This window comes from Catenulispora pinistramenti (genome assembly GCF_018274385.1).
Lineage (GTDB): Bacteria > Actinomycetota > Actinomycetes > Streptomycetales > Catenulisporaceae > Catenulispora > Catenulispora pinistramenti.
Map to the genome: position 1 here is coordinate 1 of NZ_JAAFYZ010000131.1, position 22657 is coordinate 22657.

A 22657-nucleotide genomic window follows, 5' to 3' on the forward strand; every position below is an offset into this window, starting at 1 on the left:
TATTTCGCTCACTGGGTGATCACGCCCCCGGCTGGCCGGTGACCAGAACAACAAGAGCCGGATGACGGGAGACTGTCACGTCCGGATCTGTGGGAGCCCGGGGCTGAGATGCCCCGGGCCACCCGACCGACACAAGCAAGATCAACAGCAAGATCAAGGTCAAACCCATGGTGAAGGGCCGGGCCTCCGGCGGGCCTCGGCAACCTCAGGGAAACTAGCGCGGTTCCCTCGGGTGGCCGGGTGAGTCTCAGCGGCGGCGGTCCCTGAGGTGGTTACGGTCCGTTCCCCACGGTCGCGTCGTCAGCCCGGGGGGTACAGCACCGGTGTCCGGGGGTAAAGTCCGCGCGCGGCGGTTGGGTGCCTGAGCTGCGGTTTCGTATGGCGCGAACTTGACCCCCGGCCACCGGCACTGTAGGCGAAGCCCTGCCGACGCGACCGAGGGGAACGAACCGAAAACCGACCGGAAGAATAGCAATCGCAAGGAACGAAGACGCAGGTTAGCGATGCGGCTGCCGGTGAGGGTGCGGCGGCGGGCCGGTGGTCGATTGGTCGGGGGCATGCCCGGGTGCGGTAGGCGACATGCCTTGGTGGCCAGGCGAGCCCGCGCCCACACCTGCGCCCGCGCCCGCCAGCCCAGGATGCGCACCCTCGGGACTGCCGTGCTGCCAGCCCCCAGACCGGGAGCCGAACTCGCCGAGTCGCCGGTACCGAACCCCCTGTTTTGTATTTCTCCGGCTGGTTTTCGGTTCGTTCCCCTCGGTCGCGTCGGCAGGGCTTCGCCTACAGTGCCGGTGGCCGGGGGTCAAGTTCGCGCTGAACAAAACCGCAGCTCACGCGCCCGACCGCAAGCGCGCGGACTTTACCCCCGGACACCGGTGCTGTACCCATCGGGCTGACGACGCGACCGTGGGGAACGGACCGCACCACCTCAGGGACCGCAGCCGCTGAGACTAGATCGGCCACCCGAGGGAACCGCGCTAGTTTCCCTGAGGTTGCCGAGGCCCGCCGGAGGCCCGGCCCTTCATCACAGTTTTTGATCTTGCTGTTGATCTGGTCTTTGATCTGGCTCTTGCCCCTGCTCTGACTTACTGGAGTTGAAGAGGCCTGAGGTGGGGCGGGGTTGTGAACGCGCGAACTGGCAGCAGACATACAAACCCGCCGACCCGAACCCCGAACCGGCACAACTATGACCGAAGGCCGTAAAATGCATTTAAAGCCCACACGCCAACCGCAACCTGGCCCGCAGACTCTAGCCCTCAAGAAAGATCCGAACACCGAACCCGAACAGCCCACGAACCCGAACAGCTCACAGACCCAAACAGTTCACGGACCCGAACAGCCGGCAGAACTCTCACCCAGACCTCTCACACCCAGACCTCTCACACCCAGACCTCTCACCGCCCCCGCGTGAGAAACCCCACCGCCCCGGCGAGAACCCGCTCGAAGTACGCCTCCTGGTAATGGAAGGCATGCTCCGCCCCCTCGAACTCAGTCAACTCGCAGGCGTCCCCCGCCGCCACCATCGCGTCCCGAAAAGCACGCAAGCTCTCGATCGGCGCGATGCTGTCAGCCGTGCCGCTGAACACAGCCGTGCGCGGACTCCCAGGCCGTAGCAGGTGCAGCGGCGAGATCGACTCGGCCGTGGTGCCGGGCTCCAGCGCCCGGGCCAGTACCTCGGGGGCGACGAGGGTCGCGTCCACGATCGGGTTGAACAGGACCAGGGTGTCGAAGCCTGAGTCCGGTCCGGTCAGTGTGGCGAGTAGCGCGAGGTGGCCGCCGGCTGAGCTCCCGCCGGTGGCCAGGGGCAGGGTTGGCGCGGCCAGCTTGCGGGACTCCGCTCGGAACTCTGCTCGGAACTTCGCCATCTCGGCTCGGACGTCGGCCAGGCACTCGCCGATGTGCTCCGCACCCTGGCCCAGTAGGCGGTAGCCGGCCGCCGCCGCGAGGATGCCCTTGGCGGCCAGCGCCGTGCAGTGAGGTGCGAGTTCGTCTGGCGATCCGTGCCGCAGCCCGCCGCCGTGGAACAGAATCACGGCGGCGCGTGGGGGGCCCGTGGGTTCGAAGACCAGCATCAGGCGCCCAGGGAGGCAGTCGCCAGCTTGAACGCGAAGCCCAGGAACAGCGAGCCGATGCCGCCGGTTCCTGCTGCCGCCAGGCGTCGGCGGCGGCGGAAGGCGTCGGCCAGGCGGTTGCCGGTGAAGATCAGTGCGCTCAGGTAGGCCGCCGAGAACAGCATCACGATTGTCGACAGCAGGGCGAAGGCCTCGGTCGGGTAGGTCGCGTGCGGGCTCACGAACTGGGTCAGGAAGGCCAGGTCGAACAGGATCGCCTTCGGGTTCAGCAGGCTGACCACCAGGGCGCGGCTGAACGGGCGCTCGGCGGCCTGGATGGCCTCGGCCATCGCCGTCGCCTCCGGTGCGTCGCCAGCCGCCGTGGCTGCCGCGGCCGCGACTTCGCGGCGCTCGCGCCAGGCCTTCGCCGCGGAGCGCAGCATCCCGAAGCCGAGCCAGGCCAGGTAGCCGGCGCCGAGGAACTTCACCACGTCGAACGTCGCGGGGGACCGCTTCAGCATCGACGCCGCGCCGGCGGCGGTCAGCGTCAGCAGCACCGCGTCGCCGAGGAACACGCCGCAGGCGGCGCGATAGCCGGTGCGGACTCCCTTGCGCGCGCCGACTGTCAGCACGTACAGCGAGTTCGGACCAGGCAGCAGCACTATGAACAGTGCGCCGACCACGAAGGCCGGCAGATCGACAGTACCGAGCATGTCGTGAGAATTTCACGCCGGGGCCGTGGTGCGCGCATGAGTTTCACTGCTCGAACGTGGCAGCGGTCGCCGACCCGCCTGACACTCGTCACGGCTGGAACCTGCCGGCGCCCCTACCGCTTGTAATCCGCGAACGGATCCTGGCCCGGCCCCTCGTCGCCGACCTCGGGGTGCTCCGCCGCGTGCTCCTCGCGCAGCACCCGCCGCAGTACCTTGCCGATCATGTTGCGCGGCAGGTCGTCGCGGAACGCGATCAGCTTGGGGACCTTGTATGGCGCCAGGTGCTGGTGCGCGAACACGTCCAGCTCCGCGGCGGTGGCCGACATCCCCTCGGCGAGCTGGATCACCGCCTTCACCGTCTCGCCCCGGTAGGGGTCCGGGACGCCGATCACCGCCGCGTCGTAGACCGCCGGGTGTTCGCGCAACACGTCCTCGATCTCCGAGGGGTAGATGGAGAACCCGGAGGCGATCACCACGTCGCGCTTGCGATCGATCAGCGTCACGTACCCGTCCGGCGACATCACCCCGATGTCGCCGGTGTAGAGCCAGCCGTTGCGCAGCGCCAGGTTGGTCTCGTCCTGCTGGTTCCAGTAGCCCTTGAACAACTGCGGGCCGAAGACCACCAGCTCCCCGGCCGCGCCGATCGGGAGCACCCGGTCCTGCCGGAACTCGTCGACGATCTTCACGTGGGTGTTCGGCAGCGGCAGGCCGATGGTGCCGGGCCGGGAGTTGGCGTTCAGCGGGTTGGCCAGCGTCACCGGGGAGGACTCGGTCATGCCGTAGCCCTCGGCCAGCCGGCCGCCGGTCGCGGCCTGGAAGGCGTCGATGGTCTCCACCGGCAGCCGCATCGCGCCGGAGATGCAGGTGCGGATGGAGCGCAGGTCGTACTTGCCGATCTTCGGGTGCTCCAGCAGCTTGGAGTAGATCGGCGGCACGCCCGGGAACACGGTCGGCCGCTCGTGCTTGATCGCGTCCAGCACCAGCTCCGGGTCGAAGGTCGGCAGCAGCACCAGGGTCCCGGCCAGCAGCACGCCGGTGACCACACAGAGCATCAGCCCGTAGACGTGGAACAGCGGCAGCACGCACAACACCGACTCCCGCCCCACCTTGATGCCCTGGTCCCAGGCCTGCACCTGGTGCGCGTTGGCGACCAGGTTCCGGTGGGTGAGCATCGCGCCCTTCGGCCGGCCGGTGGTGCCGCCGGTGTACTGCAGGACGGCCAGGTCCTCTGACGGCTCCACGAACTCCTGCTCGACCGGGCCCGGGGAGGTCTCCATCAACTCTGTATAGGGGACGGCGCGTGCCCCGGGCGGCAGCGGCGTGATCAGCCGCTCCCGCTTCTCCCGCGCCGCGCCCAGCGGCAGGTCCAGCAGCTTGCGTTTGAGCGACGGCAGGAAGTCGGCCAGGCACACCGAGACCACGTGCTCCACCGCGGTGCCGGGCCGGGCGGCGTCCAGCGTGGCGTAGGCGCCGTCGAAGACGATCGCCACCTTCGCACCCGAGTCGGTGAGCTGGTGCCGCAGTTCGGAGTCGGTGTAGAGGGGGTTGCACGCGACCATCACCGCACCCAGACGGGTGATCGCGAAGAACGCCGTGATCGCCGCGGGACAGTTCGGCAACACCAGGGCCACCCGGTCGCCCTTGCGCACGCCGAGCGCCCGGAGCGCGCCGGCCAGCCGGTCGGCGTCGCGGCGCAGCTGCCTGTAGGAGGTCTTGCGGCCGAAGAACACCAGGGCGGCCCGGTCCCCGTAAGCGGCGGCCGCGTCGTCCAGGAGCCGGGTCACCGGGACGTCGGGAACGGTCACGTCGGTGGGCACACCAGCGGCGTAGAACCGCAGCCAGGGCCGGTCCGCATAGGGATCGGGCACGGCGGTAGACGGTGCGGTCTGGCTCACAAGCGGAGTCAAACACGTATTGAGAACGTTGTCAGTAGGCCCCTTGGACACAAGATCGCAAAATCCGTCGTTCACGAAAACTCTTTCGAGTCTTCACAACCCGGTCACGAGCGCTAAAGTCCGAAGGATGCGCTACATCATCATCGGCGCCGGCGCGGTCGGCGGCACCATCGGTGGACGCCTGGCCGAGGCCGGGCACGACGTGGTCCTGGTCGCTCGCGGCGCGCACCTGGAAGCGCTGCGGCGCGACGGGCTGCGGCTGCTCACCCCGGAGGCCGACCTGCGGCTGCCGGTCCCGGCGGTGGCCGGGCCGAAGGAGCTCGGCGAGCTGCGGCCGGACGACGTCCTCGTGCTCTGCGTGAAGTCGCAGGACACCGCGGGCGTGCTGAACGAGTGGGCCCAGGTGCCGGTCGCCGGCGGCGGTACCGCCTCGCAGCTGCTGCCCGTGGTCTGCGCCCAGAACGGCGTCGAGAACGAGCGCACGGCGCTGCGGCTGTTCGCGCACGTCTACGGGCTCTGCGTCTGGCTGCCCTCCCTGCACCTGGAGCCGGGCGTGGTGGCGGCGCACTCCACGCCGCAGTCCGGCATCCTCACCGTCGGCCGCTACCCGGACGGCGTCGACGACACCATCAAGCAGATCGGCCACGACCTCGGCGAGAGCCGGTTCGACGCGCCGGTGGTCGACGACGTGATGCGCTGGAAGTACGGCAAGCTGCTGAACAACCTGGGCAACGCCTTCGAGGCGGTCAGCGACCTCACCGCCGACGAGGAGCTGGCCGAGCGCCTGGTGGAGGCCGCGCGCGAGGAGGGCATCCAGGCACTGAACGCCGCCGGCATCCCCTTCGTCGGCACCGCCGAGCGGCGCGCCGTCCAGGGCGACCGCATGCGCTACGCCGAGATCCCCGGCACGCCGCGCGGCGGCGGCTCCAGCTGGCAGAGCCTGGCCCGCGGCACGGGGTCGATCGAGACGGACTACCTGTCCGGCGAGATCGCCCTCATCGGCCGCACCCACGGCATCCCCACCCCGGTCAACGAGCTGATGCAGCGGCTGAGCGCGCGGTTCGCGGCCACCGGCCGGGCGCCGGGGAGCATGCCGCTGGCCGAATTGGCGGAGCTGGTGACGCGGGCTCAGGAGTCTGCGACCTGATCGAGGCGGCGGCCGGCGGCGGCAGCGAGTAAGTCAGACATCTGATCTGTCGCCGCCGCGCTGGCCGCCGGCCGCCGCCGGCCCACGCCACCGCGCCGGCTTCCGCGCGTCCTACGCCCGCGCCGCCCCACCGTGCTACGCCCGCCCCATCACGATCGCCGACCCGTGCCCGAACAGCCCCTGGTTCACCGCGACCCCGGCCCGCGCCCCGGCCACCTGCCGGGCGCCGGCCGCGCCGCGCAGCTGCCACGTCAGTTCGCAGACCTGCGCTATGGCCTGGGCTGGGATCGCCTCGCCGAAGGAGCTCAGGCCGCCGCTGGGGTTGACCGGGATCCGGCCGCCGAGGGCGGTCGCGCCGTCGTGGAGCAGCTTCTCGGCCTCGCCTGGTGCGCACAGGCCGATCTCCTCGTACCAGTCCAGCTCCATCGCGGTGGTCAGGTCGTAGACCTCGGCGAGGTCCATCTCCTGCGGGCCCAGGCCCGCCGCCTCGTACGCCGCGTGCGCCAGCGACTCGCGGAAGCCGCGGGCCGCCGGTGCCGCGGCGGCCAAGGAGTCCGAGGCGAGATACGGGAAATCCGGAACAGTTCTCGGATAGGTCGGCGTCGGCGCGGAAATGGCGCGGATGCGGACCGCGTCCTTGTTCAGTCGTCGGGCGTATTCCTCGGATGTCAGAACAACTGCCGCGGCGCCGTCGCTCGTCGCGCAGATCTGCAACAAGCGCAATGGATCGCTCACCATCGGTGACTTCAGGACGGTTTCGGTATCCACCTCCGCGCGGAAGCGCGCGTTCGGATTCAGAGAACCCGCGCGGGCGTTCTTTACTTTCACCGCCGCGAAGTCAACCTCGGTCGACCCGCGCAGTGCCATCCGGCGCCGCGCGTACAGGCCGAAGTACGCCGGGTTCGTCGCGCCGAGCAGGCGGAAGCGCAGCCAGTCCGGGTCGTCGGGGCGGTCGCCGCCGACCGGGGCGAAGAAGCCTTTGGGGGTGGCGTCCGCGCCGACCACCAGCACCACGTCCGCGAGCCCGGCCAGGATGTGCGCGCGGGCCGTGGCCAGCGCCTGCGCCCCGGTGGCGCAGGCCGCGTAGCAGCTCGCGACCGGTGCGCCCTGCCAGCCCAGGGCCTGCGAGAGCGCCGAGCCCGCGACGAAGCCGGGGTAGCCGTTGCGGATGGTCTCGCCGCCGACCACCAGCTGCACGTCACGCCAGCCGACCCCGGCGTCGGCCAGGGCGGCGCGGGCCGCGACCAGCCCGTATTCGACGAACGGCCTGCCCCACGCTCCCCAGGGGTGCATCCCGACACCGGCCACGGCGACGGAGTCGGTCCGGCTCATGCGCTCGCCTCCTCGGAGGCTGAGGAGTATGCGCTGTATGCCTCGACATCCGCGCCGGAGTCCTCAAAATGATCTGCCGGACGCCAGTTCCAGACCCTTTCCTCAACGCCCGTAGAGGAAACGAGGGTTCCGGGGGTCAATTCCATGATCATTCCGACTCGCAGCGCCTCGTTCGGGACGTCCGGGGCGACCTGGCCCAAGATGATCATCCGCTCGGCGGTCAGCTCGACGGCGGCCAGCGCGTAGGGGGAGAACTCGGCGTCCGGTGGCCGCGGGTACGGCGGCGGGGGAGCGTAGTGGGCGTCGGTGTAAGACCACAGAGTCCCGCTCGTGGACAGCGGCTCAGGGTTTTGCTCCAGGCCCTCGCAGTCCGGGTCCGGGCAGCCGGGGATGGTCCGTGGGGGGAAGCTCAGGGCGCCGCACGACGTGCAGCGGCCGGCCAGCAGAGCGAAGCCGTCCGGCCCCTCGCGGAACCATTTTTCGGTTCCCGGAGCGGCAGGTATGCCGTCAGTCATGGATCTGACGGTATATCAGATTTGCCGCCCCGGGAACGCCAGCCCGCGGTGGTTCAGTGGTGCCCCGGTCTAGCGGTACCGGTGACCTGCCGTCCGATGTGCGGTCCGGCAGGGCGGTTCGGGAGGACCGGTGAAGAGAAGGTGGCTACTTTCGCACGGTTGAGCGGTGGCGCTGTGCGTCCCGCGCCGTTCAGAGCCTGCCCGGGCCGGTCTCAGTCGTCGGCGCGACGGCGGCTGCCGCGCTGGTCGTCGAGTCGGCCGAGCACCCCGGGGAGTCGTTCCAGCAGCCCGACGAGCTGGTCGAACTCCTCGTCGGTGTAGGAACGGCGCAGCGAGCGGTCCAGGGCCCGCACCCGGCGCTTGGCGGCCTCGTAGGCCTCCTTGCCCCGGGCGGTGACCTCCGCGTCGATGACGCGGCCGGCCCCGCGGCCGAACTCGCGGGTGATGTAGCCCTTGCGCTCCAGTGCGGCCACCAGCCCGACCATGGCCTGCGGTGTCACCGAGACCGAACGGGCCAGCGTCGCCGAGGAGGCACGGCGCAGATGGACCAGCGCCTGCAGGACGCCGTACTGGGCCTCGGTGAGGTCGAGTTCGGCGAGCAGGCGCGTCATGTGCCGGGCGAGCTCACGGTCGCACATCGTGAGCAGCCACGGCAGGTAGCCCGTGGAGGGCCGGTAGCGGACCGGGCGATGGCCGCGGCCGGCGAGTGATCCACCGGAGGCCGGGACCAGTTCCTGGTCGTCCTCATCCTCGTGCTCGGTGGTGTGTGCAGATGTGTGTTCTGACACAGCGGGTCTTCCCCCCTTGCGTGTTGGTGCCATTCCCCTTGCCGCGTTCCCGCCAACGCGGTGACAGCGCTCATGTTGCGTGTCGAGTGGAATGGACTTGTTCAAGCCCATCATATTCACGGAATGGGCAGTACGACAGCAGGTCTTCGCTGTAGATCTGTGTACGTAGATTTACGGATGTTGAGTTCGGCGGACTGCCGGTATAAGCAGGTGGACACGCCGAGGACGCCGTCACCCGGGGTGATCCGGGTGCGGCGCAGCGCGAAGCAGGGCCCTGACGTGCGCTCAAGGTCTGCGGCGGACTCCTGTGCGGGGGGGTGCGGAGTCCGGCAAGGGGGTGTTCGGTTGTGGCGGGGGGACAGACGGAGCGCTCCACCCGCGCTGCCGGATCACCTGGGGGGAGAGGGAGACAGGGCGCGGGTGGAGCGGTTTCGTACTCGGCGACACCGTGCGGGCTGGTGCGGTGGGTCGGCCGGTCCTGCATCACAGAGGCTACCGCTTGGACACGCTGAGTTGATGATCATGGAGTACTTCTTGAACCAGACTTTGCCGTTTCTTGGCACAACCCTTCCGGGTGTGTGCCGCCGACCTGGCCGGTCCCGAGATCGCCTATCGTTCTACCTGTGAATCGAGGCAGGGCGGGCGACTACGACGACGGGTACGGCCGTCCTGAGCACGACGCCTACGACGAGTACGGCTACGGTTCCCCGGACGAGGACGCCACCGTCAACATCAACGACTACGACGGCGAGTTCCAGGACGGGCCGTACGAGGACGACGGGTCGTACCACGACGAGGGGTACCACGACGACGGGTACGACGACGGCGATTACGCCGAGGAGTACTACGACGACGAGGAAGAGCTCCCGGTCTCCAACCGCATCCTCACCATCCCGAACCTGATCAGCCTGGCCCGGCTGGCCGGCGTGCCGCTGTTCCTGGCCCTGGTCCTGTCGCCCTACTACGGCGGCCCCAAGTACGACGTCTGGGCCCTGGTCATCCTGGCGCTGTCCGGGTTCTCCGACTGGCTGGACGGCAAGCTGGCCCGGCGCTGGAACCAGATGACCAAGTTCGGCGCGATGATCGACCCGCTGGCCGACCGGCTGTACATCCTGGCCACCCTGGTCGGGCTGACGATGCGGCAGATCATCCCGCTGTGGCTGCCGATCGTGCTGGTCGGCCGGGACGTGGCGATGCTGGTGCTGATCACGCCGAAACTGCGCAGGGCCGGCTACGGCGTGGCGCTGCCGGTGCACTTCCTGGGCAAGGCCGCGACCTTCAACCTGCTCTACGCCTTCCCGCTGCTGCTGCTCGGCCAACTCGGCGAGAAGCCCACCCACCTGACGGACATCGCCAACATCTTCGGCTGGGCGTTCGTCGGCTGGGGGACCGCGTTGTATCTGCTGGCCGGCGGGCTGTACTTCGTGCAGGCCCAGCGGATCACCCGCGGCTCCGGACACTGAGGCGCCCGCACCGGCCCGGGCGTGTCAAGATGGCCTCCATGCCCACGCCGCCCGACACCCGGACCGCCGCGCGCCGCGACGCCTCGATGTCGCTGCTGACCAGCCTGCTCAACGACACGCTGGACCCCGGGTACGCCGAGACCGCCGCGCGGCGTGAGGCCCGCGGCGAGGGCGGGGGCACCAGCGGCTGGACCAAGCGCTTCTCGCCGACCGTGCTGGTCGGGGTGGCGGCGCTGGCGCTGGTTCTGGTCATCGCGGCGATCCAGACCCACCAGCAGGCGCCGGCCGCGGAGAAGGAGCGGCAGCAGCTGATCTCCCGGGTGCAGGACGCCGAGCGCAAGAACTCGGCCGACGAGGCCATGATCTCCACGGTCCGCGGCCAGTTGCAGGCCGCGCAGGCCGAGGCGCTGGGGCCGGAGCAGGGCAAGGCGTTCACCGCGATGTCGGTGGTCACCGGCGCCTCGCCGGTGACCGGGCCCGGGCTGCAGATCGTGCTCGGCGACGCGGCCGGCGCCGACGGCCCGAGCAGCAGCGACCCCCGGCAGCAGAGCAGCAACGAGAGCCGGGTGCTGGACCTGGACCTGCAGAACGCGGCCAACGGGCTGTGGGCGGCCGGGGCCGAGGCGGTCGCGATCAACGGCCAGCGGCTCACCTCGCTGTCCGCGATCCGCACCGCGGGCTCGGCGATCATGGTGGACTTCCGGCCGCTGTCCTCGCCGTACACGATCCAGGCGATCGGCGACCCGAAGTCGATGGCCGCGAAGTTCGCCGACGGCACGGACGGCCGGTACCTGTTCGAGCTGAAGTCGCAGTACGGCATCCAGTTCGACACGAACACGAAGAGCAAGCTGACCCTGCCGGCCGCCACGCAGCTGTCGCTGACCGACGCGGTGCCGGCCCAGTGAGGGCGCGGTGAGGGTGCGGTGAGGGCGGGTCCTGTGGGCGGCGCGGCGAGTCGCGGAACGCCCGGCGCGGACGCGATGAGTGCCGGTGCCTTGAGCACGGCCGGGGGTTCGGTACGGTGGCCCCAGCAATTCTCGATGACTGAGACCGGGATGACCGAGATGACTTGGAGGGCGTCGTGATCGCGGCGATCGGACTGGTGATCGGCGTGATCGCGGGGGTGGTCTTCCACCCCACGGTGCCCGAGGGCCTGGCCCCCTACCTGCCGATCGCGGTGGTGGCGGCGCTGGACGCGGTGTTCGGCGGCGTGCGCGCCCTGCTGGACGGGATCTTCGACGACAAGGTGTTCGTGGTCTCCTTCGTCTCCAACGTCCTGGTCGCCGCGCTGATCGTCTACCTCGGCGACCAGCTCGGCGTCGGATCCCAGCTGACCACCGGCGTGGTGGTGGTGCTGGGCATCCGCATCTTCTCCAACGCCGCGGCCATCCGCCGCCACATCTTCCACGCCTGAGCAAGGAGCGCGGAGTGCAGACGCGGCCGGGTAGCGCGGACGAGAGCGGCGAGGGCGAGGGGACGGAGCCGGAGCTCGACGAGACGGTGAGTCTTGAGAGCTTGGCGGACGAGGGCCCCGCCGAGGACGAGGAAGCTCAGGAGCCTGCTGAGGCGGACGACGCTGAGGCCGAGGACTCTGAGACCAAGGGTTCTGCGGCCGAGCGCTCTGAGGAAGAGAAGACCGGGCCGGAGTCGGAGTCCGGCGAGACATTGGATCTTGCTGATCTGCCGGAGGCGCCTGCTGAGGCTGAGAAGCCCGGTGCTGAGAAGCCCGGTGCTCAGAAGCCTGGCGCGGAGAAGCCCAGTCCCGAGCCTGGCGAGACAGTGGATCTCGGCGGCTTGCTGCCGGACGATGCCGCTGAGGCAGAGCCGGGTGCCGGTCTCGAACCCGCCGAGGCGACCGGCCCCGAAGAAGCGGCTGGTGAGCGCGCGGAGGTTGAGAAGCCTCGCGCCCCGGAGTCCGCCGAGACCGTGAACCTCGCTGGTCTGGGCGCCGATGAGGCCGCTGAGGAGAAGCCCGCTCGCGACCTGGTTCCGGATGAGGCCGCCGAAGAGAAGCCCGGCGCGCGCGACCTGGCCGAGACCGTCGATCTTCGCAGCCTGCTGCCGGAGGACCTGGCCGACGAGCCGTCCGGCGCGGATGAGCCCGAGCCGCCTCTCCGCCGCCGTACACCCGCCGACGCCGAGGGCCAGCCGCCCCGCCGTCGTCCCATGCCCGGCGGCCAGCCTGCGCGCCGCCCCGGACCCGGTCAGGACCCGCGGCGTGGCCCGGGGCATCCGCACAGTGCCCACGCCTCCGCCGAGCCCGGTCCCAAGCGCCGCCCGCCGTCCGACCACGTTCCGGACCATGCGGCCAAGCGGCACCCGGGCCCCGAGGCGCGCTCTGCCGCAGCCGCTGCTGGTGCCGCTGCCGCAGCCGGTGCAGCGGCCGTAGGCGCGGCAGCAGCCTCCGGCCCCGCTGCCGCCAAGCCCGGCGTTCCCAAGCCCCCCTCCGTCTCCCTGGGCCGTCGCCGCCTCATCGCCGCCTTCTGGCCCCCGCGCCTGTCGCGCAACCAGGCCGTGGTCGGCGTGCTCCTGGCGGCGCTCGGCGCGGCGGTGGCGATTCAGGTCCACGCGACCAACACCTCCGACGAGATCCTGCGCGGGGCGCGCGCCGACGATCTGGTCAACATCCTCGATGAGGTGACCTCGCGCGGGCAGAGCCTGGACGCCGAGCTGCGGAATCTGGAGACGCAGAACGCGACGATTCAGGACAGTGCCGACAAGGCGCAGGCGGCGTTGACGCAGGCTCAGCAGAAGGCGAAGGACCTGCAGATCCTGTCCGGGACGGTCAAGGCCAAGGGTTCGGGCATCACCATGACCATCACCGATCCGCAGGGGCAGATGAAGTCCGCGACCTTGCTCAACGCGCTGGAGGAGCTGCGGGCCGCCGGGGCCGAGGTGATCCAGGTGAACGATGTGCGGGTGGTCGTCTCCTCGTCCTTCGTCGACACCGCGGACGGCGGGATCGCGCTGGACGGGCACAAGCTGACACAGCCCTATGTCTACAAGGTGATCGGCGACCCGAACACGCTCGGGCCGGCCATGCAGATCCCCGGCGGCGTGGTGGCGAACGTGAAGTCCACGCAGGGGGCGAACGCCACGATCGCCTCCGGGCAGGTGCTGGTCGACGCGGTGGTGCCGCAGCCCGACCCGCAGTACGCCAAAGCGAACTGATCAGGGCCGGTGCAGGGCCGGTGCGCTCCGGGCCCGAGCATGGTCCAGAATATGACCGCGGGCCCACCGGCCCGTGGCGGCCGCCGCGCCGTCGAACCCGTGTGAGGAAAGGGCGGCAAAGAAGCCGATGACCCCCGAAGAGCTGAAGTACACCGCCGAGCACGAGTGGGTCCGCACCGGCGACTCCGACAGCGTCCGCGTCGGGATCACCGACTACGCCCAGGAGCAGTTGGGCGACATCGTCTTCGTGCAGCTGCCGGAGGTCGGGGCGAAGATCACCGCCGGCGAGCCCTGCGGCGAGCTGGAGTCGACCAAGAGTGTCAGCGACCTGTACGCCCCGCTCACCGGCACCGTCAATGCCGTGAACGGCGATCTGGACACCTCGCCGGAGCTGGTGAACTCCGACCCCTACGGCGAGGGCTGGATCTTCGACGTCGAGCCCGACGACGCCTCCGAGGTGGAGGCGCTGCTGGATGCCAAGGGCTACGAGGCATCCCTGGAGGGCTGAGCCCTCTGGTCCGGCCGGCCGGACCCAGGTCCGGGACCGGTGCCCACCGATCCCGGACCTGATGTGTTCCCGCCGTCGTACGGGCGGCATTCGAGCACTGAGACGCAGTAATCTGGAGGGATGCGCACGCTGAGGTACGGGCGAAACTCGTGCCTTCTCGGCGCGTTCCGGTTGACCTCGACAAGAGGCGCCCCATAAGTTGCGACCAACGCAGGCGGCAGCCACAACCGCCACAGGAATACTCCGGGAGGCCCACGACATGCCGTTCTGCACCAGGTGCGGGAACGCCAACCAAGCGGGGAGCCGCTTCTGCTCGCACTGCGGCACCGCCTTGGCCGAGTCCCCGCTGCCGGGTGACCCCTTGGTGCCCGAGGGGGCGGCAGAGCGGACCTCGACGATGTCGCTGGTCAGCGTGGAGGCGGCCGCCGAGGCGGCGACGGGCGTGGTCGGGGAGGAGACCGAGCAGGTGGGCCTGGGCCCGGCCGACCGCGAGGCGCTGGCCGCGCTGCCGGCCGGCTCGGCCCTGCTGGTGGTGCGCCGCGGCCCGAACGCCGGCAGCCGGTTCCTGCTGGACGCCGACGTCACCACGGTCGGGCGCAGCCCGGACAGCGACATCTTCCTGGACGACGTCACCGTCTCCCGCCGGCACGCCGAGTTCGCCCGCACCGCGCAGGGCTTCCTGGTGCGCGACGTCGGGAGCCTCAACGGCACCTACGTGGATCGCAACCTGATCCAGGAGGCGCTGCTGCGCGACGGCGACGAGGTGCAGGTCGGCAAGTACCGCCTGGTGTTCCACGCGGGCTGAGCCGACCGGCGACGAGCCGGGCGGCCGCGCACGCCGCGGCCGGACCGGCAGGCGGTCAAGCTGGGGGGCCGGCAGGAAAGGCAGGTGTCCGGCGTGTCCGGCGAGGCGCTCACCATCGGCGAAGTCATCGGCCGGCTGGCCGCGGACTTCCCGGACCTGACCGTGTCCAAGATCCGGTACCTGGAGAGCGGCGGGCTGATCAGCCCCGGGCGGACCCCGGCGGGCTACCGGCGCTTCACCGAGGAGGACGTCGAGAAGCTGCGCTGGGTGCTGGCCGCCCAGCGCGACCAGTACCTGCCGCTGAAGGTGATCCGGCAGCACCTGGCCGCCGACGGGCCGCGGGTGAGCCTCGGGGACGCCGACGCCATAGTGGCCGCGCTGACGGCCGGGGCCGAGGACGGCGCCGCGCCGGATCCCGATGTCGAGGCCGAGCCCGGCGCCGGCCTGCCGGCAACGGCCGACCCGGATCATCCGGCCCTGCCACCGGCGGCCACCCTGACCCCTCCGCTGCCGCCGCTTCCCCATCCGCGCGGCCGGGCCGCCACCGTCGCCGATCCCGAGTTCTACCTGACGGCCCGGGCCGACGTCGGCGAGCTGCACCTGGGGCCCGAGGCGCTGGCCCGGACCGCGGGCGTGTCCGAGTCCTTCCTCGCCGATCTGGTCGCCTACGGCCTGCTGCCGAACGCCCGGGACTACGGCGGCGACGCCGTGTTCATCGCGCGCTCGGCCTCGGCGCTGGCCGAATACGGGCTCGAACCGCGGCATCTGCGTTCGCTGATGACCGGCGCGCGCAACACCGCCGGGCTGCTCGGCACCCTGCTCCCGGCCCGCCGCCACGACGGCGTCACCGGCACCGCACGGCAGGCGGCGGCCACCCGGGCGGCGACGCGCACGGCGGAGGCCTCAGCGGCCGTCGTGAAGCTCTACGGGGCGCTGCTGCGGGCCGAACTGGCCGCCGACACCGCCCCGGCGGCTCCGGCCGCTCAGCCGGCTCCGGGCGCCTCGGCAGGGACCCAGGCCACCCATCCGTATCCGGCCGCTCAGACCCGGCAGGCCCCGCCGGCCGCACCCCCGGCGGCATCGCCGGATCATGCCCCGTCGGCCGCCGCCGACACCTCACCGGCCCCTTCCGCACCGGCATCCCGGGCATCTTCCCGGAACCCCGGCATGCCCGGCGGGCCCGCGGCGCGATAGGGTGGAGAACGTGAACGAACTCGACGTCGTCGGCGTCCGCGTCGAGATGCCGTCCAACCAGACGATCGTCCTGCTGCGCGAGGTCACCGGCGAGCGGTATCTGCCGATCTGGATCGGGGCCAACGAGGCCTCGGCCATCGCGCTGGCCCAGCAGGGCGTCACGCCCCCGCGCCCGCTGACCCACGACCTGTTCCGGGACGTGCTCGCGGCCTTCGGCAGGCAACTGCTGGAGGTCCGGATCACCGCGATGCGCGACATGGTGTTCTACGCCGAGCTGGTCTTCGACGGCGGCCTGCAGGTCAGCGCGCGCCCCTCGGACGCCATCGCGCTGGCGCTGCGCACCGGGGCGACCATCTACGGGGCCGAGGAAGTGCTCGCCGAGAGCAGCATCCTGATCCCGGACGAGCAGGAGGACGAGGTGGAAGTCGAGCGCTTCCGCGAGTTCCTGGACCAGGTCTCGCCGGAGGACTTCGGCGCTTAAGCGTGGCCGGTGGGTCCACGGGCCCACGGGCGGCGCCCACCGACGCGGGGTGTCGGGGCGCTCAGACGTGCGTACCGCGAAGGTCGGATAGTCCGATTCGCGAAGACACGCCCGATGCCTCCCGGCCGATGTCGTTGACCGGCACCCGGTGCCACGCATACGGTCGAAGGCAGCTAGAGGCGAACACAATTGGAGGGGTGGCCGAGACCGTGGCCCGGACGGCGTACGCCGGCTGGAAACGGACCTGAGCGCCGATCGAGGACCCCGGAAGGGGTTTGCGGAGACTGATCGACGTCAAGGTACCGGGCGAAGGATCTTTCCCGACAAGACGGATCGGCGTGGGCTTCCTCACTGGGGCTCTTCAAGCGGAAGGCCAAGCACATGACCGGGACGAGTGCTGCGGGCGGGAGCGGGTTCCCGCGCGCGGTCGGACCGGGCGACCTGCCGGCCGCCCCCGCGCCGGGACAGCCGGCCCAGCCGGCCGGCTACCGCGGGCCGACGGCCTGCGCCGCCGCCGGCATCACCTACCGCCAGCTGGACTACTGGGCCCGCACCGGCCTGGTCGAGCCGTCGATCCGGTCCGCCTCGGGCTCCGGGTCGCAGCGGCTGTACGGCTTCCGCGACATCATCGCGCTGAAGATCGTCAAGCGGCTGCTGGACACCGGTGTCTCGCTGCAGAACATCCGGATCGCGGTCGGCTACCTGCGGGCCCGCGGCGAGGCGGACCTGGCCGGCGTCACCCTGATGAGTGACGGCGCCAGCGTCTACGAGTGCACGTCCCCGACCGAGGTGTTCGATCTGGTCCAGGGCGGCCAAGGGGTGTTCGGGATCGCCGTGGACGCGGTGTGCCGCGAGGTCGAGGGCACACTGAGGCAGTTCCCCGGAGCCGGCGAAGGCGACCTCCCCGGCACCGCGGGAGCGACACCGGCAGCCGCGGCGGGGTCCGCGACGGCGAGCGGCCCCGGCCACGGTTCCGGTGCCGAGGCCACGTCCCCGGAGATCGTGGACGAGCTGGCCCGCCGGCGGCGGATAAAGGCGGTCTGACTCGGTGAGGGCTGACGCCGTGAGGTCTGACTCGGTGACGGCTGACTCCGTGACGGCTGACTCCGTGACGGTCGGGATTTCCCCTATGCCGACGGCGCCGAGCGTGCGCAACCGAGTCCCGCGGACTCGCGTCTACCCGGCGTGACCCGATTTCAGGCGCCCGGGTGGCTGTCCCGGCGCGTTCCCCGGACCCGCAAGAGCCAGCGCCGCCTGTACCAGGCCGCCGCGCTGGCGGTGGTTCTGCTGTTCGCACCGGTGTCGGCAGTCCACGCCACCGAGTCCTCCTACGAGCGCAGCGCGGCCGCCGTGCCCTACGAGCCGGTCGCGATCGTCTTCGGCGCGGGCGCCCCCAACGGCCAGCCGACGGCGTACCTGGCCCGCCGCCTGGACGTCGCGCTGGACCTGTACCACCGGGGCAAGGTGAGCGTGATCCTGGTGACCGGCGACAACTCCCATCCCGACTACGACGAGCCCACCGTGATGCGCGACTACCTGGTGAACCACGGCGTGCCGACAGCGCGCATCGTCCGGGACTTCGCGGGCTTCGACACCTGGGCCTCCTGCGCCCGGGCCAAGAAGATCTTCGGCGTCGGCCACGCCACGCTGGTGACTCAGGACTTCCACATGCCGCGCGCCCTGCTGCTGTGCCACGCCGCCGGAATCGACGCCTACGGCGTAGCCGACACCGGCGAGTCGGTGGACGGCCAGAACGAGCTGATGCACGACTCGGCGCGCGAGGTGCTGGCCGGGATCAAGGCATGGGGCCAGGCCGTGCTCCAGCCGAACCCGGTGCTGGGCAAGAAGGAGACCAGCGTGACGACGGCTTTGGCGGCGGCTAAGCGCTAGTACCGCATCAGGCAACCCTTGCCCGGTAGTTCGCGACGTGCCGGTCGCCGAACGGGATCGGTTCCCGGCTGGTGCTGCGGGGGTGGAGTTTGCAGGAGGATGAAGTTTGCGAACCGGGTTGCGGTTGGGGTGTGGTTTCAAGGCTTTTACGCCTTCGGTCATAGTTGTGCCGGTTCGGGGTTCGGGGCGGCAGGTCTGTAACTTGGCTGCCGGTTCCCGCGTTCACAACCCCGCCCCACCTCAGGCCTCTTCAACTCCAGCAAGTCAGAGCAAGGGCACGGGCCAGAGCAAGATCAAAGTCAAAGGCGATGGTGAAGGGCCGGGCCTCCGGCGGGCCTCGGCAACCTCAGGGAAACTAGCGCGGTTCCCTCGGGTGGCCGATCTAGTCTCAGCGGCGGCGGTTTGTGGGGTGGTGCGGTCCGTTCCCCTCGGTCGCGTCGTCAGCCCGGGGGGTACAGCACCGGTGTCCGGGGGTAAAGTCCGCGCGCTTGCGGTCATGCGTGTGAGCTGCGGCTTTTGATAGCGCGAACTTGACCCCCGGCCACCGGCACTGTAGGCGAAGCCCTGCCGACGCGACCGAGGGGAACGAACCGAAAACCAGCCGGAAGAATGGCAACCGAAGGGACCGACAACGCGGGTCGGCGATGCGGCTGCCGGTGAGGGTGTGGCGGCGGGCCGGTGGTCAGTTGGTCGAGAAATATGCCCGGGTGCGGTATGCGGTAACGGACCGGCGGCGCTCATCGCAGCAGCCAGCCCGCCGACTACCGACTACCGACATCCTCTGGCAGGTCTCGCCTCGCCATCCGCCAGCAGCAGCCTGGCGGCCAGGCCAATCGGCTATCCAGCAGACTTCATCTTGGCGGCGGCGCCCGGGTCTATCTACCCATCCGGCGGCGGCCAGGCGAGCCCACACCTGCAGCCGCACCCGCCAGCCCAGAATGCGCACCCTGCGACTGTCGCGATGCCAGCACCCTGACCGGCGGCCGAACTCGCCGAGCCGCCGGTACCCGCACCACCCGTTTTGTATTTCTCCGGCTGGTTTTCGGTTCGTTCCCCTCGGTCGCGTCGGCAGGGCTTCGCCTACAGTGCCGGTGGCCGGGGGTCAAGTTCGCGCCATACGAAACCGCCGCCCACCTGCATGTCCGCAGCGCGCGGACTTTACCCCCGGACACCGGTGCTGTACCCCCCGGGCTGACGACGCGACCGAGGGGAACGGACCGCACCACCCCACAAACCGCAGCCGCTGAGACTAGATCGGCCACCCCAGGGAACCGCGCTAGTTTCCCTGAGGTTGCCGAGGCCCGCCGGAGGCCCGGCCCTTCATCACAGCCCTTGATCTTGCTGTTGATCTTGCCGTTGATCTGGTCTTTGATCTGGCTCTTGCCCTTGCTCTGACTTGCCGGAGTTGAAGAGGCCTGAGGTGGGGCGGGATTGTGAACGCGAAAACCGGCAGCCGACAAACACACCCACCACCCCGAACCCCGAACCGGCACAACTATGACCGAAGGCCGTAAAAAGCTTTGAAACCCACAGCCCAACCGCAACCCGGCCAGCAATCTAGCGAAACCACCACGCCGACAACCTCCGCCCAGGCCAAGTCATCACCAGGGCAAACGTTGCCTGATGCGGCACTAGCGCAGCTCTGCGCTGGCGAGGCGGAGCTGCACCGTGAAGGGAACGGTTCCCTCGGGCGTGATCGAGTCGCGCCGCGCGTCGAGGAAGGCACCGCGAAGGCGCTCCATGGCGGCCTGATCAAGCGGCTCGAAATCGTAGAGACTCGCGACGCCGGCCCACACCCGGTCGACCGGGCCGCCCAGATCGATCGCGACGCTCTCCCACTCCACCGGGGCGAAGCCGGCCGGGCTGAGGATCGCGTCGAACCCTTCGCGAGTGCGGGTCCTGCGGTCGCCCAACGCCGGCATGCGCTTGGCCGCCGGGGTGTCTGCGATCTCCTCTTTCGCCAGCGCGCGGAACCGGTCGTAAGCCTCGTCGAGCAGGACGCCGTTGCCGACCACGCACGCCAGCACCCCGCCCGGCGCCAGGACCCTGGCCACTTCCACCGCGACCTGCTCGATGTCAGCCATCAGCATCAGCGCCATGTGGGAGACGCAGGCGTCGAAGCTGCTGTCGGGGAAGGGGAGTTCCTGGGCGCGCGCCTCTTCCAGCCGGGTATCGGCCAGTGCTGGCCGCTTCCGCGCCAGCGCCAGGGTCTGCGGGGACAGGTCCACTCCGGTGAGCTGCCTCGGGCGTTCCCGGCCGGCGCTTGGTTCCGAGCTGTCGCTGCCGGCCAAAAGGTCGAGCAGCAGGCCGTCGCCGCATCCGAGATCCAGGACCCGTTCGCGGCCGGCTACCCGATCGCGCAGGAGTTCGTAGCTGGAGCGGCCGTCCGGGGCCCGGCCGTGGCCGAGCCATTCCGAGGTCACCGCCGGATGTTCGGCGTGGAAGGCGTGCAGGAACGCTTCTTGCGATGCGGCAATCGTCATATCGGCAGCTTACGGATGCCACGGGGCGCAGGTAGGGCTACGGTCTAGGCATGATTACTGGCACGCACGCGATCCTGTACACCACCGACGCCGAGGCCGACCGGGAGTTCCTGCGGGACGTGCTCGGGTTCCCCCACGTGGACGCGGGCGGCGGCTGGCTGATCTTCCAGCTGCCGCCGGCCGAGCTCGGGGTGCACCCGGCCGAGGGGGCGCCGACCAGCGAGCTGTATCTGATGTGCGACGACCTGGACGCGACGCTGGCCGAGCTGGCCGCCAAGGGCGTGCAGCCGGTGGGGGAGCGGGTCGAGGCGCGCTGGGGTGTGCGGGCTTGGGTGGCGTTGCCGAGCGGTACGCAGCTGGGGTTGTACGAGCCGCGGCATCCGGTCGCGCGGGGGTTGTGAGGCCTCAGCGAGGGTCCTTCAGCCCGCTCCGGATCTCATCCAGGATCCCCGGCACCGCGCGCTCGATCAGGTCCATGACGTGCTCGAAGGCCTCGTCGTCATCGTAGTAGGGATCCGGCACGTCCAGATCCGGCCCGGCGGTCGGATCGAAGGACCGCAGCAGCCTGACCTTCTCCCGATCGCGGTCGTCGCGCGCCAGCGCCCGCAGCTCCCGCAGGTGCCCGGCGTCCAGCGCGATCACCAGGTCGTAGTCGTCGAACCAGCCGCGCTGGAACTTGCGCGCGGAGTGGTCGGAGGTGAAGCCGTGGCGCCGCAGCGTGCGGACCGTCCGCCGGTCGGCCGGGTCCCCGGCGTGCCAGCCCCCGGTCCCGGAGCTGTCGACGACCGCGTCCAGATCCTCGTCCTCGATGTACTTGCGCAGCATGTGCTCGGCCATGGGGGAGCGGCAGATGTTGCCGGTGCAGACGAAGGTCACGCGGTACGGGCCGCGGGCGGCGGGGTCGGACATGTGATCGATTGTCTCAGACCCGAGCGCGGCAGACCCTAGCGCGGCATCCGGCGCCACACCGCCTGCGGCACCAGCCGGGCCACGAAGTACGCCGGCCGCAGCGCGCCGGGGACCCAGACCCGGATCCGGCGCTTGCGCAGCGCCTTGACCACCGCGTCGGCGACCTGGTCCGGGGTGCTGGACAGCGGCGCGGGGCTCATGCCCTCGGTCATCCGGCCGATGACGAAGCCGGAGCGGACCAGCAGCAGGTGCACGCCGGTGCCGTGCAGCGCGTCGCCGAGGCCGCTGGCGAAGCCGTCGAGGCCGGCCTTGGCCGAGCCGTAGACGTAGTTGGCGCGGCGCACGCGCAGGCCCGCTACCGAGGAGAAGACCACCAAGTCGCCGTGGCCCTGGGTCTTGAGCAGGGAGGCCAGCACGGTCAGCACGCTGATCTGGGCCACGTAGTCGGTGTGGACGACCTGCACGGCGTGCGCCGGGTCCCGCTCGGCGAGTTCCTGGTCGCCCAGGATGCCGAACGCGACGACCACGACCGCGACCGGGCCGGCGTCGGCGAAGACCTTCGCCATCAGCTCCGGATGCGCGGCCACCTCGTCGGCGTCGAACTCGACGCACCGCACCCCGGTCGCCCCGGCGGCGTTCATCAGCGCCGTCTCGGCCGCCAACTCGCCGCTGCGCCGCGCGGCCAGCACCACGGTCCGGCCCCGGGCCAGCCGCTCGGCCACCTTCAGCCCGATCTCGCTGCGCCCGCCGAGCAGCAGCACGGCGCCTTCCGTCATCGCACCCGGTTTCACGAGCGCCCAGTCTGCCAGGCTCGCGCGGAGAATTCCGCCGGCCGGTTGTCGGACCGGTGCCGGACCGGTGCCGGATCCGTGTCGGATCTGTTGTCGGATCTGTGTGACCGCGTTCGTGGTAGGAGTGAACCGCCGCCCACCGGGGGCGCCGGGAGACACAGGAGTTGGTCTGAGATGCAGTATCTGTTCTCCGTGATCGCCGAGGGTCCCGCGCAGGCCACCGAGGAGGAGCAGGCGGCGGTCGACGGGTTCAACGACCGGCTGATCGCCGAGGGGTACTGGGTGTTCGGCGGCGGGCTCGGCGAGACGGTCAGCGCCACGGTGATCGACAACCGCGGGGCCGGGGAGCCGATCTTCAGCGACGGCCCCTACGTGGAGTCGAAGGAGTACCTGGCCGGGTTCTGGGTCATCGAGGCCGCCGACCTCGACGTGGCGCTCAGGCTCGCCGCCGAGGCCTCGCAGGCCTGCAACCGCAAGGTCGAGGTCCGGCCCTTCCTCCAGCCGGAGTGACCGGGGTGACC

The 22657-nt window shown here is 70.5% G+C and carries 22 protein-coding genes; 13 read left to right on the top strand and 9 right to left on the bottom strand.

Annotated features, from left to right (window positions below; translation table 11 throughout):
* Positions 1-1394: 1394 nt before the first annotated feature.
* The 3 genes from KGQ19_RS30510 to KGQ19_RS30520 form a co-directional block, all read right to left on the bottom strand.
* Entirely contained in the window at positions 1395-2072 is a 678-nt protein-coding gene (locus KGQ19_RS30510; protein ID WP_212015421.1) for an alpha/beta hydrolase, read from the bottom strand.
* Complete coding sequence (leuE, locus tag KGQ19_RS30515) at positions 2072-2764, bottom strand: leucine efflux protein LeuE (RefSeq protein ID WP_212015423.1); 693 nt, start codon at positions 2762-2764, stop codon at positions 2072-2074. Before leuE ends, KGQ19_RS30510 begins: the two co-directional genes overlap by 1 nt.
* 113 nt (positions 2765-2877) lie before the next feature.
* A complete protein-coding gene (locus KGQ19_RS30520) occupies positions 2878-4659 on the bottom strand; it encodes an AMP-binding protein (protein WP_212015425.1) in 1782 nt (593 codons plus the stop codon).
* Positions 4660-4786: 127 nt separating this feature from the next.
* On the opposite strand from KGQ19_RS30520, the gene KGQ19_RS30525 reads away from it, so the two are divergent.
* Entirely contained in the window at positions 4787-5806 is a 1020-nt protein-coding gene (locus KGQ19_RS30525) for a ketopantoate reductase family protein (RefSeq protein ID WP_212015427.1), read from the top strand.
* Between the two features lie 135 nt (positions 5807-5941).
* On the opposite strand, the gene KGQ19_RS30530 is transcribed toward KGQ19_RS30525, so the two are convergent.
* The 3 genes from KGQ19_RS30530 to KGQ19_RS30540 form a co-directional block, all read right to left on the bottom strand.
* Positions 5942-7138 carry a lipid-transfer protein gene (locus tag KGQ19_RS30530; protein WP_212015429.1) on the bottom strand — a complete coding sequence of 399 codons (1197 nt, stop codon included), beginning with the start codon at positions 7136-7138 and terminating at the stop codon, positions 5942-5944.
* Entirely contained in the window at positions 7135-7653 is a 519-nt protein-coding gene (locus KGQ19_RS30535) for a Zn-ribbon domain-containing OB-fold protein (RefSeq protein WP_212015431.1), read from the bottom strand. Before KGQ19_RS30535 ends, KGQ19_RS30530 begins: the two co-directional genes overlap by 4 nt.
* A 212-nt stretch (positions 7654-7865) precedes the next feature.
* Complete coding sequence (locus KGQ19_RS30540; RefSeq protein WP_194898882.1) at positions 7866-8441, bottom strand: MarR family winged helix-turn-helix transcriptional regulator; 576 nt, start codon at positions 8439-8441, stop codon at positions 7866-7868.
* A gap of 881 nt (positions 8442-9322) precedes the next feature.
* On the opposite strand from KGQ19_RS30540, the gene clsA reads away from it, so the two are divergent.
* The 10 genes from clsA to KGQ19_RS30590 all read left to right on the top strand — a co-directional run bounded on the left by clsA (position 9323) and on the right by KGQ19_RS30590 (position 17953).
* On the top strand, positions 9323-9904 hold the full coding sequence (gene clsA / locus KGQ19_RS50130) for a cardiolipin synthase ClsA (protein ID WP_368862184.1): 582 nt from the start codon (positions 9323-9325) through the stop codon (positions 9902-9904).
* A 38-nt stretch (positions 9905-9942) separates the two neighbouring features.
* On the top strand, positions 9943-10809 hold the full coding sequence (locus KGQ19_RS30550) for a DUF881 domain-containing protein (protein WP_212015435.1): 867 nt from the start codon (positions 9943-9945) through the stop codon (positions 10807-10809).
* Positions 10810-10985: 176 nt separating this feature from the next.
* Positions 10986-11318, top strand: coding sequence for a small basic family protein (locus KGQ19_RS30555; protein ID WP_194897213.1), 333 nt, complete (start codon positions 10986-10988; stop codon positions 11316-11318).
* 14 nt (positions 11319-11332) lie between these two features.
* Positions 11333-13075 (top strand): DUF881 domain-containing protein, encoded by a 1743-nt coding sequence (locus KGQ19_RS52140; protein ID WP_212015444.1) that lies wholly within the window; start codon positions 11333-11335, stop codon positions 13073-13075.
* Between the two features lie 127 nt (positions 13076-13202).
* On the top strand, positions 13203-13583 hold the full coding sequence (gene gcvH / locus KGQ19_RS30565) for a glycine cleavage system protein GcvH (protein WP_212015446.1): 381 nt from the start codon (positions 13203-13205) through the stop codon (positions 13581-13583).
* A gap of 259 nt (positions 13584-13842) precedes the next feature.
* Complete coding sequence (locus KGQ19_RS52145) at positions 13843-14388, top strand: zinc-ribbon and FHA domain-containing protein (RefSeq protein ID WP_212015448.1); 546 nt, start codon at positions 13843-13845, stop codon at positions 14386-14388.
* 84 nt (positions 14389-14472) lie between these two features.
* The gene (locus KGQ19_RS30575; RefSeq protein WP_212015450.1) at positions 14473-15582 is read left to right on the top strand and encodes a MerR family transcriptional regulator; all 1110 of its coding nucleotides are present in this window, start codon (positions 14473-14475) and stop codon (positions 15580-15582) included.
* Between the two features lie 10 nt (positions 15583-15592).
* Positions 15593-16063 carry a bifunctional nuclease family protein gene (locus tag KGQ19_RS30580; protein ID WP_194897217.1) on the top strand — a complete coding sequence of 157 codons (471 nt, stop codon included), beginning with the start codon at positions 15593-15595 and terminating at the stop codon, positions 16061-16063.
* Positions 16064-16444: 381 nt separating this feature from the next.
* Positions 16445-17107, top strand: a complete 663-nt coding sequence (locus KGQ19_RS30585) for a MerR family transcriptional regulator (protein ID WP_212015458.1) — start codon at positions 16445-16447, stop codon at positions 17105-17107.
* A gap of 141 nt (positions 17108-17248) precedes the next feature.
* Entirely contained in the window at positions 17249-17953 is a 705-nt protein-coding gene (locus KGQ19_RS30590) for a SanA/YdcF family protein (RefSeq protein ID WP_307856561.1), read from the top strand.
* 1631 nt (positions 17954-19584) lie between these two features.
* On the opposite strand, the gene KGQ19_RS30595 is transcribed toward KGQ19_RS30590, so the two are convergent.
* Entirely contained in the window at positions 19585-20436 is an 852-nt protein-coding gene (locus KGQ19_RS30595) for a class I SAM-dependent methyltransferase (RefSeq protein WP_212015460.1), read from the bottom strand.
* 50 nt (positions 20437-20486) lie between these two features.
* On the opposite strand from KGQ19_RS30595, the gene KGQ19_RS30600 reads away from it, so the two are divergent.
* On the top strand, positions 20487-20837 hold the full coding sequence (locus KGQ19_RS30600; protein WP_230419698.1) for a VOC family protein: 351 nt from the start codon (positions 20487-20489) through the stop codon (positions 20835-20837).
* Between the two features lie 4 nt (positions 20838-20841).
* Here the strand turns inward: KGQ19_RS30600 and KGQ19_RS30605 are convergent, their stop codons facing one another.
* Entirely contained in the window at positions 20842-21345 is a 504-nt protein-coding gene (locus KGQ19_RS30605) for a low molecular weight protein-tyrosine-phosphatase (RefSeq protein ID WP_212015462.1), read from the bottom strand.
* A gap of 35 nt (positions 21346-21380) precedes the next feature.
* Positions 21381-22121 carry a decaprenylphospho-beta-D-erythro-pentofuranosid-2-ulose 2-reductase gene (dprE2, locus tag KGQ19_RS30610; RefSeq protein WP_212015464.1) on the bottom strand — a complete coding sequence of 247 codons (741 nt, stop codon included), beginning with the start codon at positions 22119-22121 and terminating at the stop codon, positions 21381-21383.
* A gap of 189 nt (positions 22122-22310) precedes the next feature.
* On the opposite strand from dprE2, the gene KGQ19_RS30615 reads away from it, so the two are divergent.
* Positions 22311-22646, top strand: a complete 336-nt coding sequence (locus KGQ19_RS30615; RefSeq protein ID WP_212015466.1) for a YciI family protein — start codon at positions 22311-22313, stop codon at positions 22644-22646.
* The last annotated feature ends 11 nt before the right edge of the window (positions 22647-22657 follow it).

Coding starts and splice junctions, on each gene's coding strand:
- KGQ19_RS30510 (WP_212015421.1), bottom strand. CDS start 2,072: ATGCTGGTCTTCGAACCCACGGGCCCCCCACGCGCCGCCGTGATTCTG.
- leuE (WP_212015423.1), bottom strand. CDS start 2,764: ATGCTCGGTACTGTCGATCTGCCGGCCTTCGTGGTCGGCGCACTGTTC.
- KGQ19_RS30525 (WP_212015427.1), top strand. CDS start 4,787: ATGCGCTACATCATCATCGGCGCCGGCGCGGTCGGCGGCACCATCGGT.
- KGQ19_RS30530 (WP_212015429.1), bottom strand. CDS start 7,138: ATGAGCCGGACCGACTCCGTCGCCGTGGCCGGTGTCGGGATGCACCCC.
- KGQ19_RS30535 (WP_212015431.1), bottom strand. CDS start 7,653: ATGACTGACGGCATACCTGCCGCTCCGGGAACCGAAAAATGGTTCCGC.
- KGQ19_RS30550 (WP_212015435.1), top strand. CDS start 9,943: ATGCCCACGCCGCCCGACACCCGGACCGCCGCGCGCCGCGACGCCTCG.
- gcvH (WP_212015446.1), top strand. CDS start 13,203: ATGACCCCCGAAGAGCTGAAGTACACCGCCGAGCACGAGTGGGTCCGC.
- KGQ19_RS52145 (WP_212015448.1), top strand. CDS start 13,843: ATGCCGTTCTGCACCAGGTGCGGGAACGCCAACCAAGCGGGGAGCCGC.
- KGQ19_RS30585 (WP_212015458.1), top strand. CDS start 16,445: ATGACCGGGACGAGTGCTGCGGGCGGGAGCGGGTTCCCGCGCGCGGTC.
- KGQ19_RS30595 (WP_212015460.1), bottom strand. CDS start 20,436: ATGACGATTGCCGCATCGCAAGAAGCGTTCCTGCACGCCTTCCACGCC.
- KGQ19_RS30600 (WP_230419698.1), top strand. CDS start 20,487: ATGATTACTGGCACGCACGCGATCCTGTACACCACCGACGCCGAGGCC.
- KGQ19_RS30605 (WP_212015462.1), bottom strand. CDS start 21,345: ATGTCCGACCCCGCCGCCCGCGGCCCGTACCGCGTGACCTTCGTCTGC.
- dprE2 (WP_212015464.1), bottom strand. CDS start 22,121: ATGACGGAAGGCGCCGTGCTGCTGCTCGGCGGGCGCAGCGAGATCGGG.
- KGQ19_RS30615 (WP_212015466.1), top strand. CDS start 22,311: ATGCAGTATCTGTTCTCCGTGATCGCCGAGGGTCCCGCGCAGGCCACC.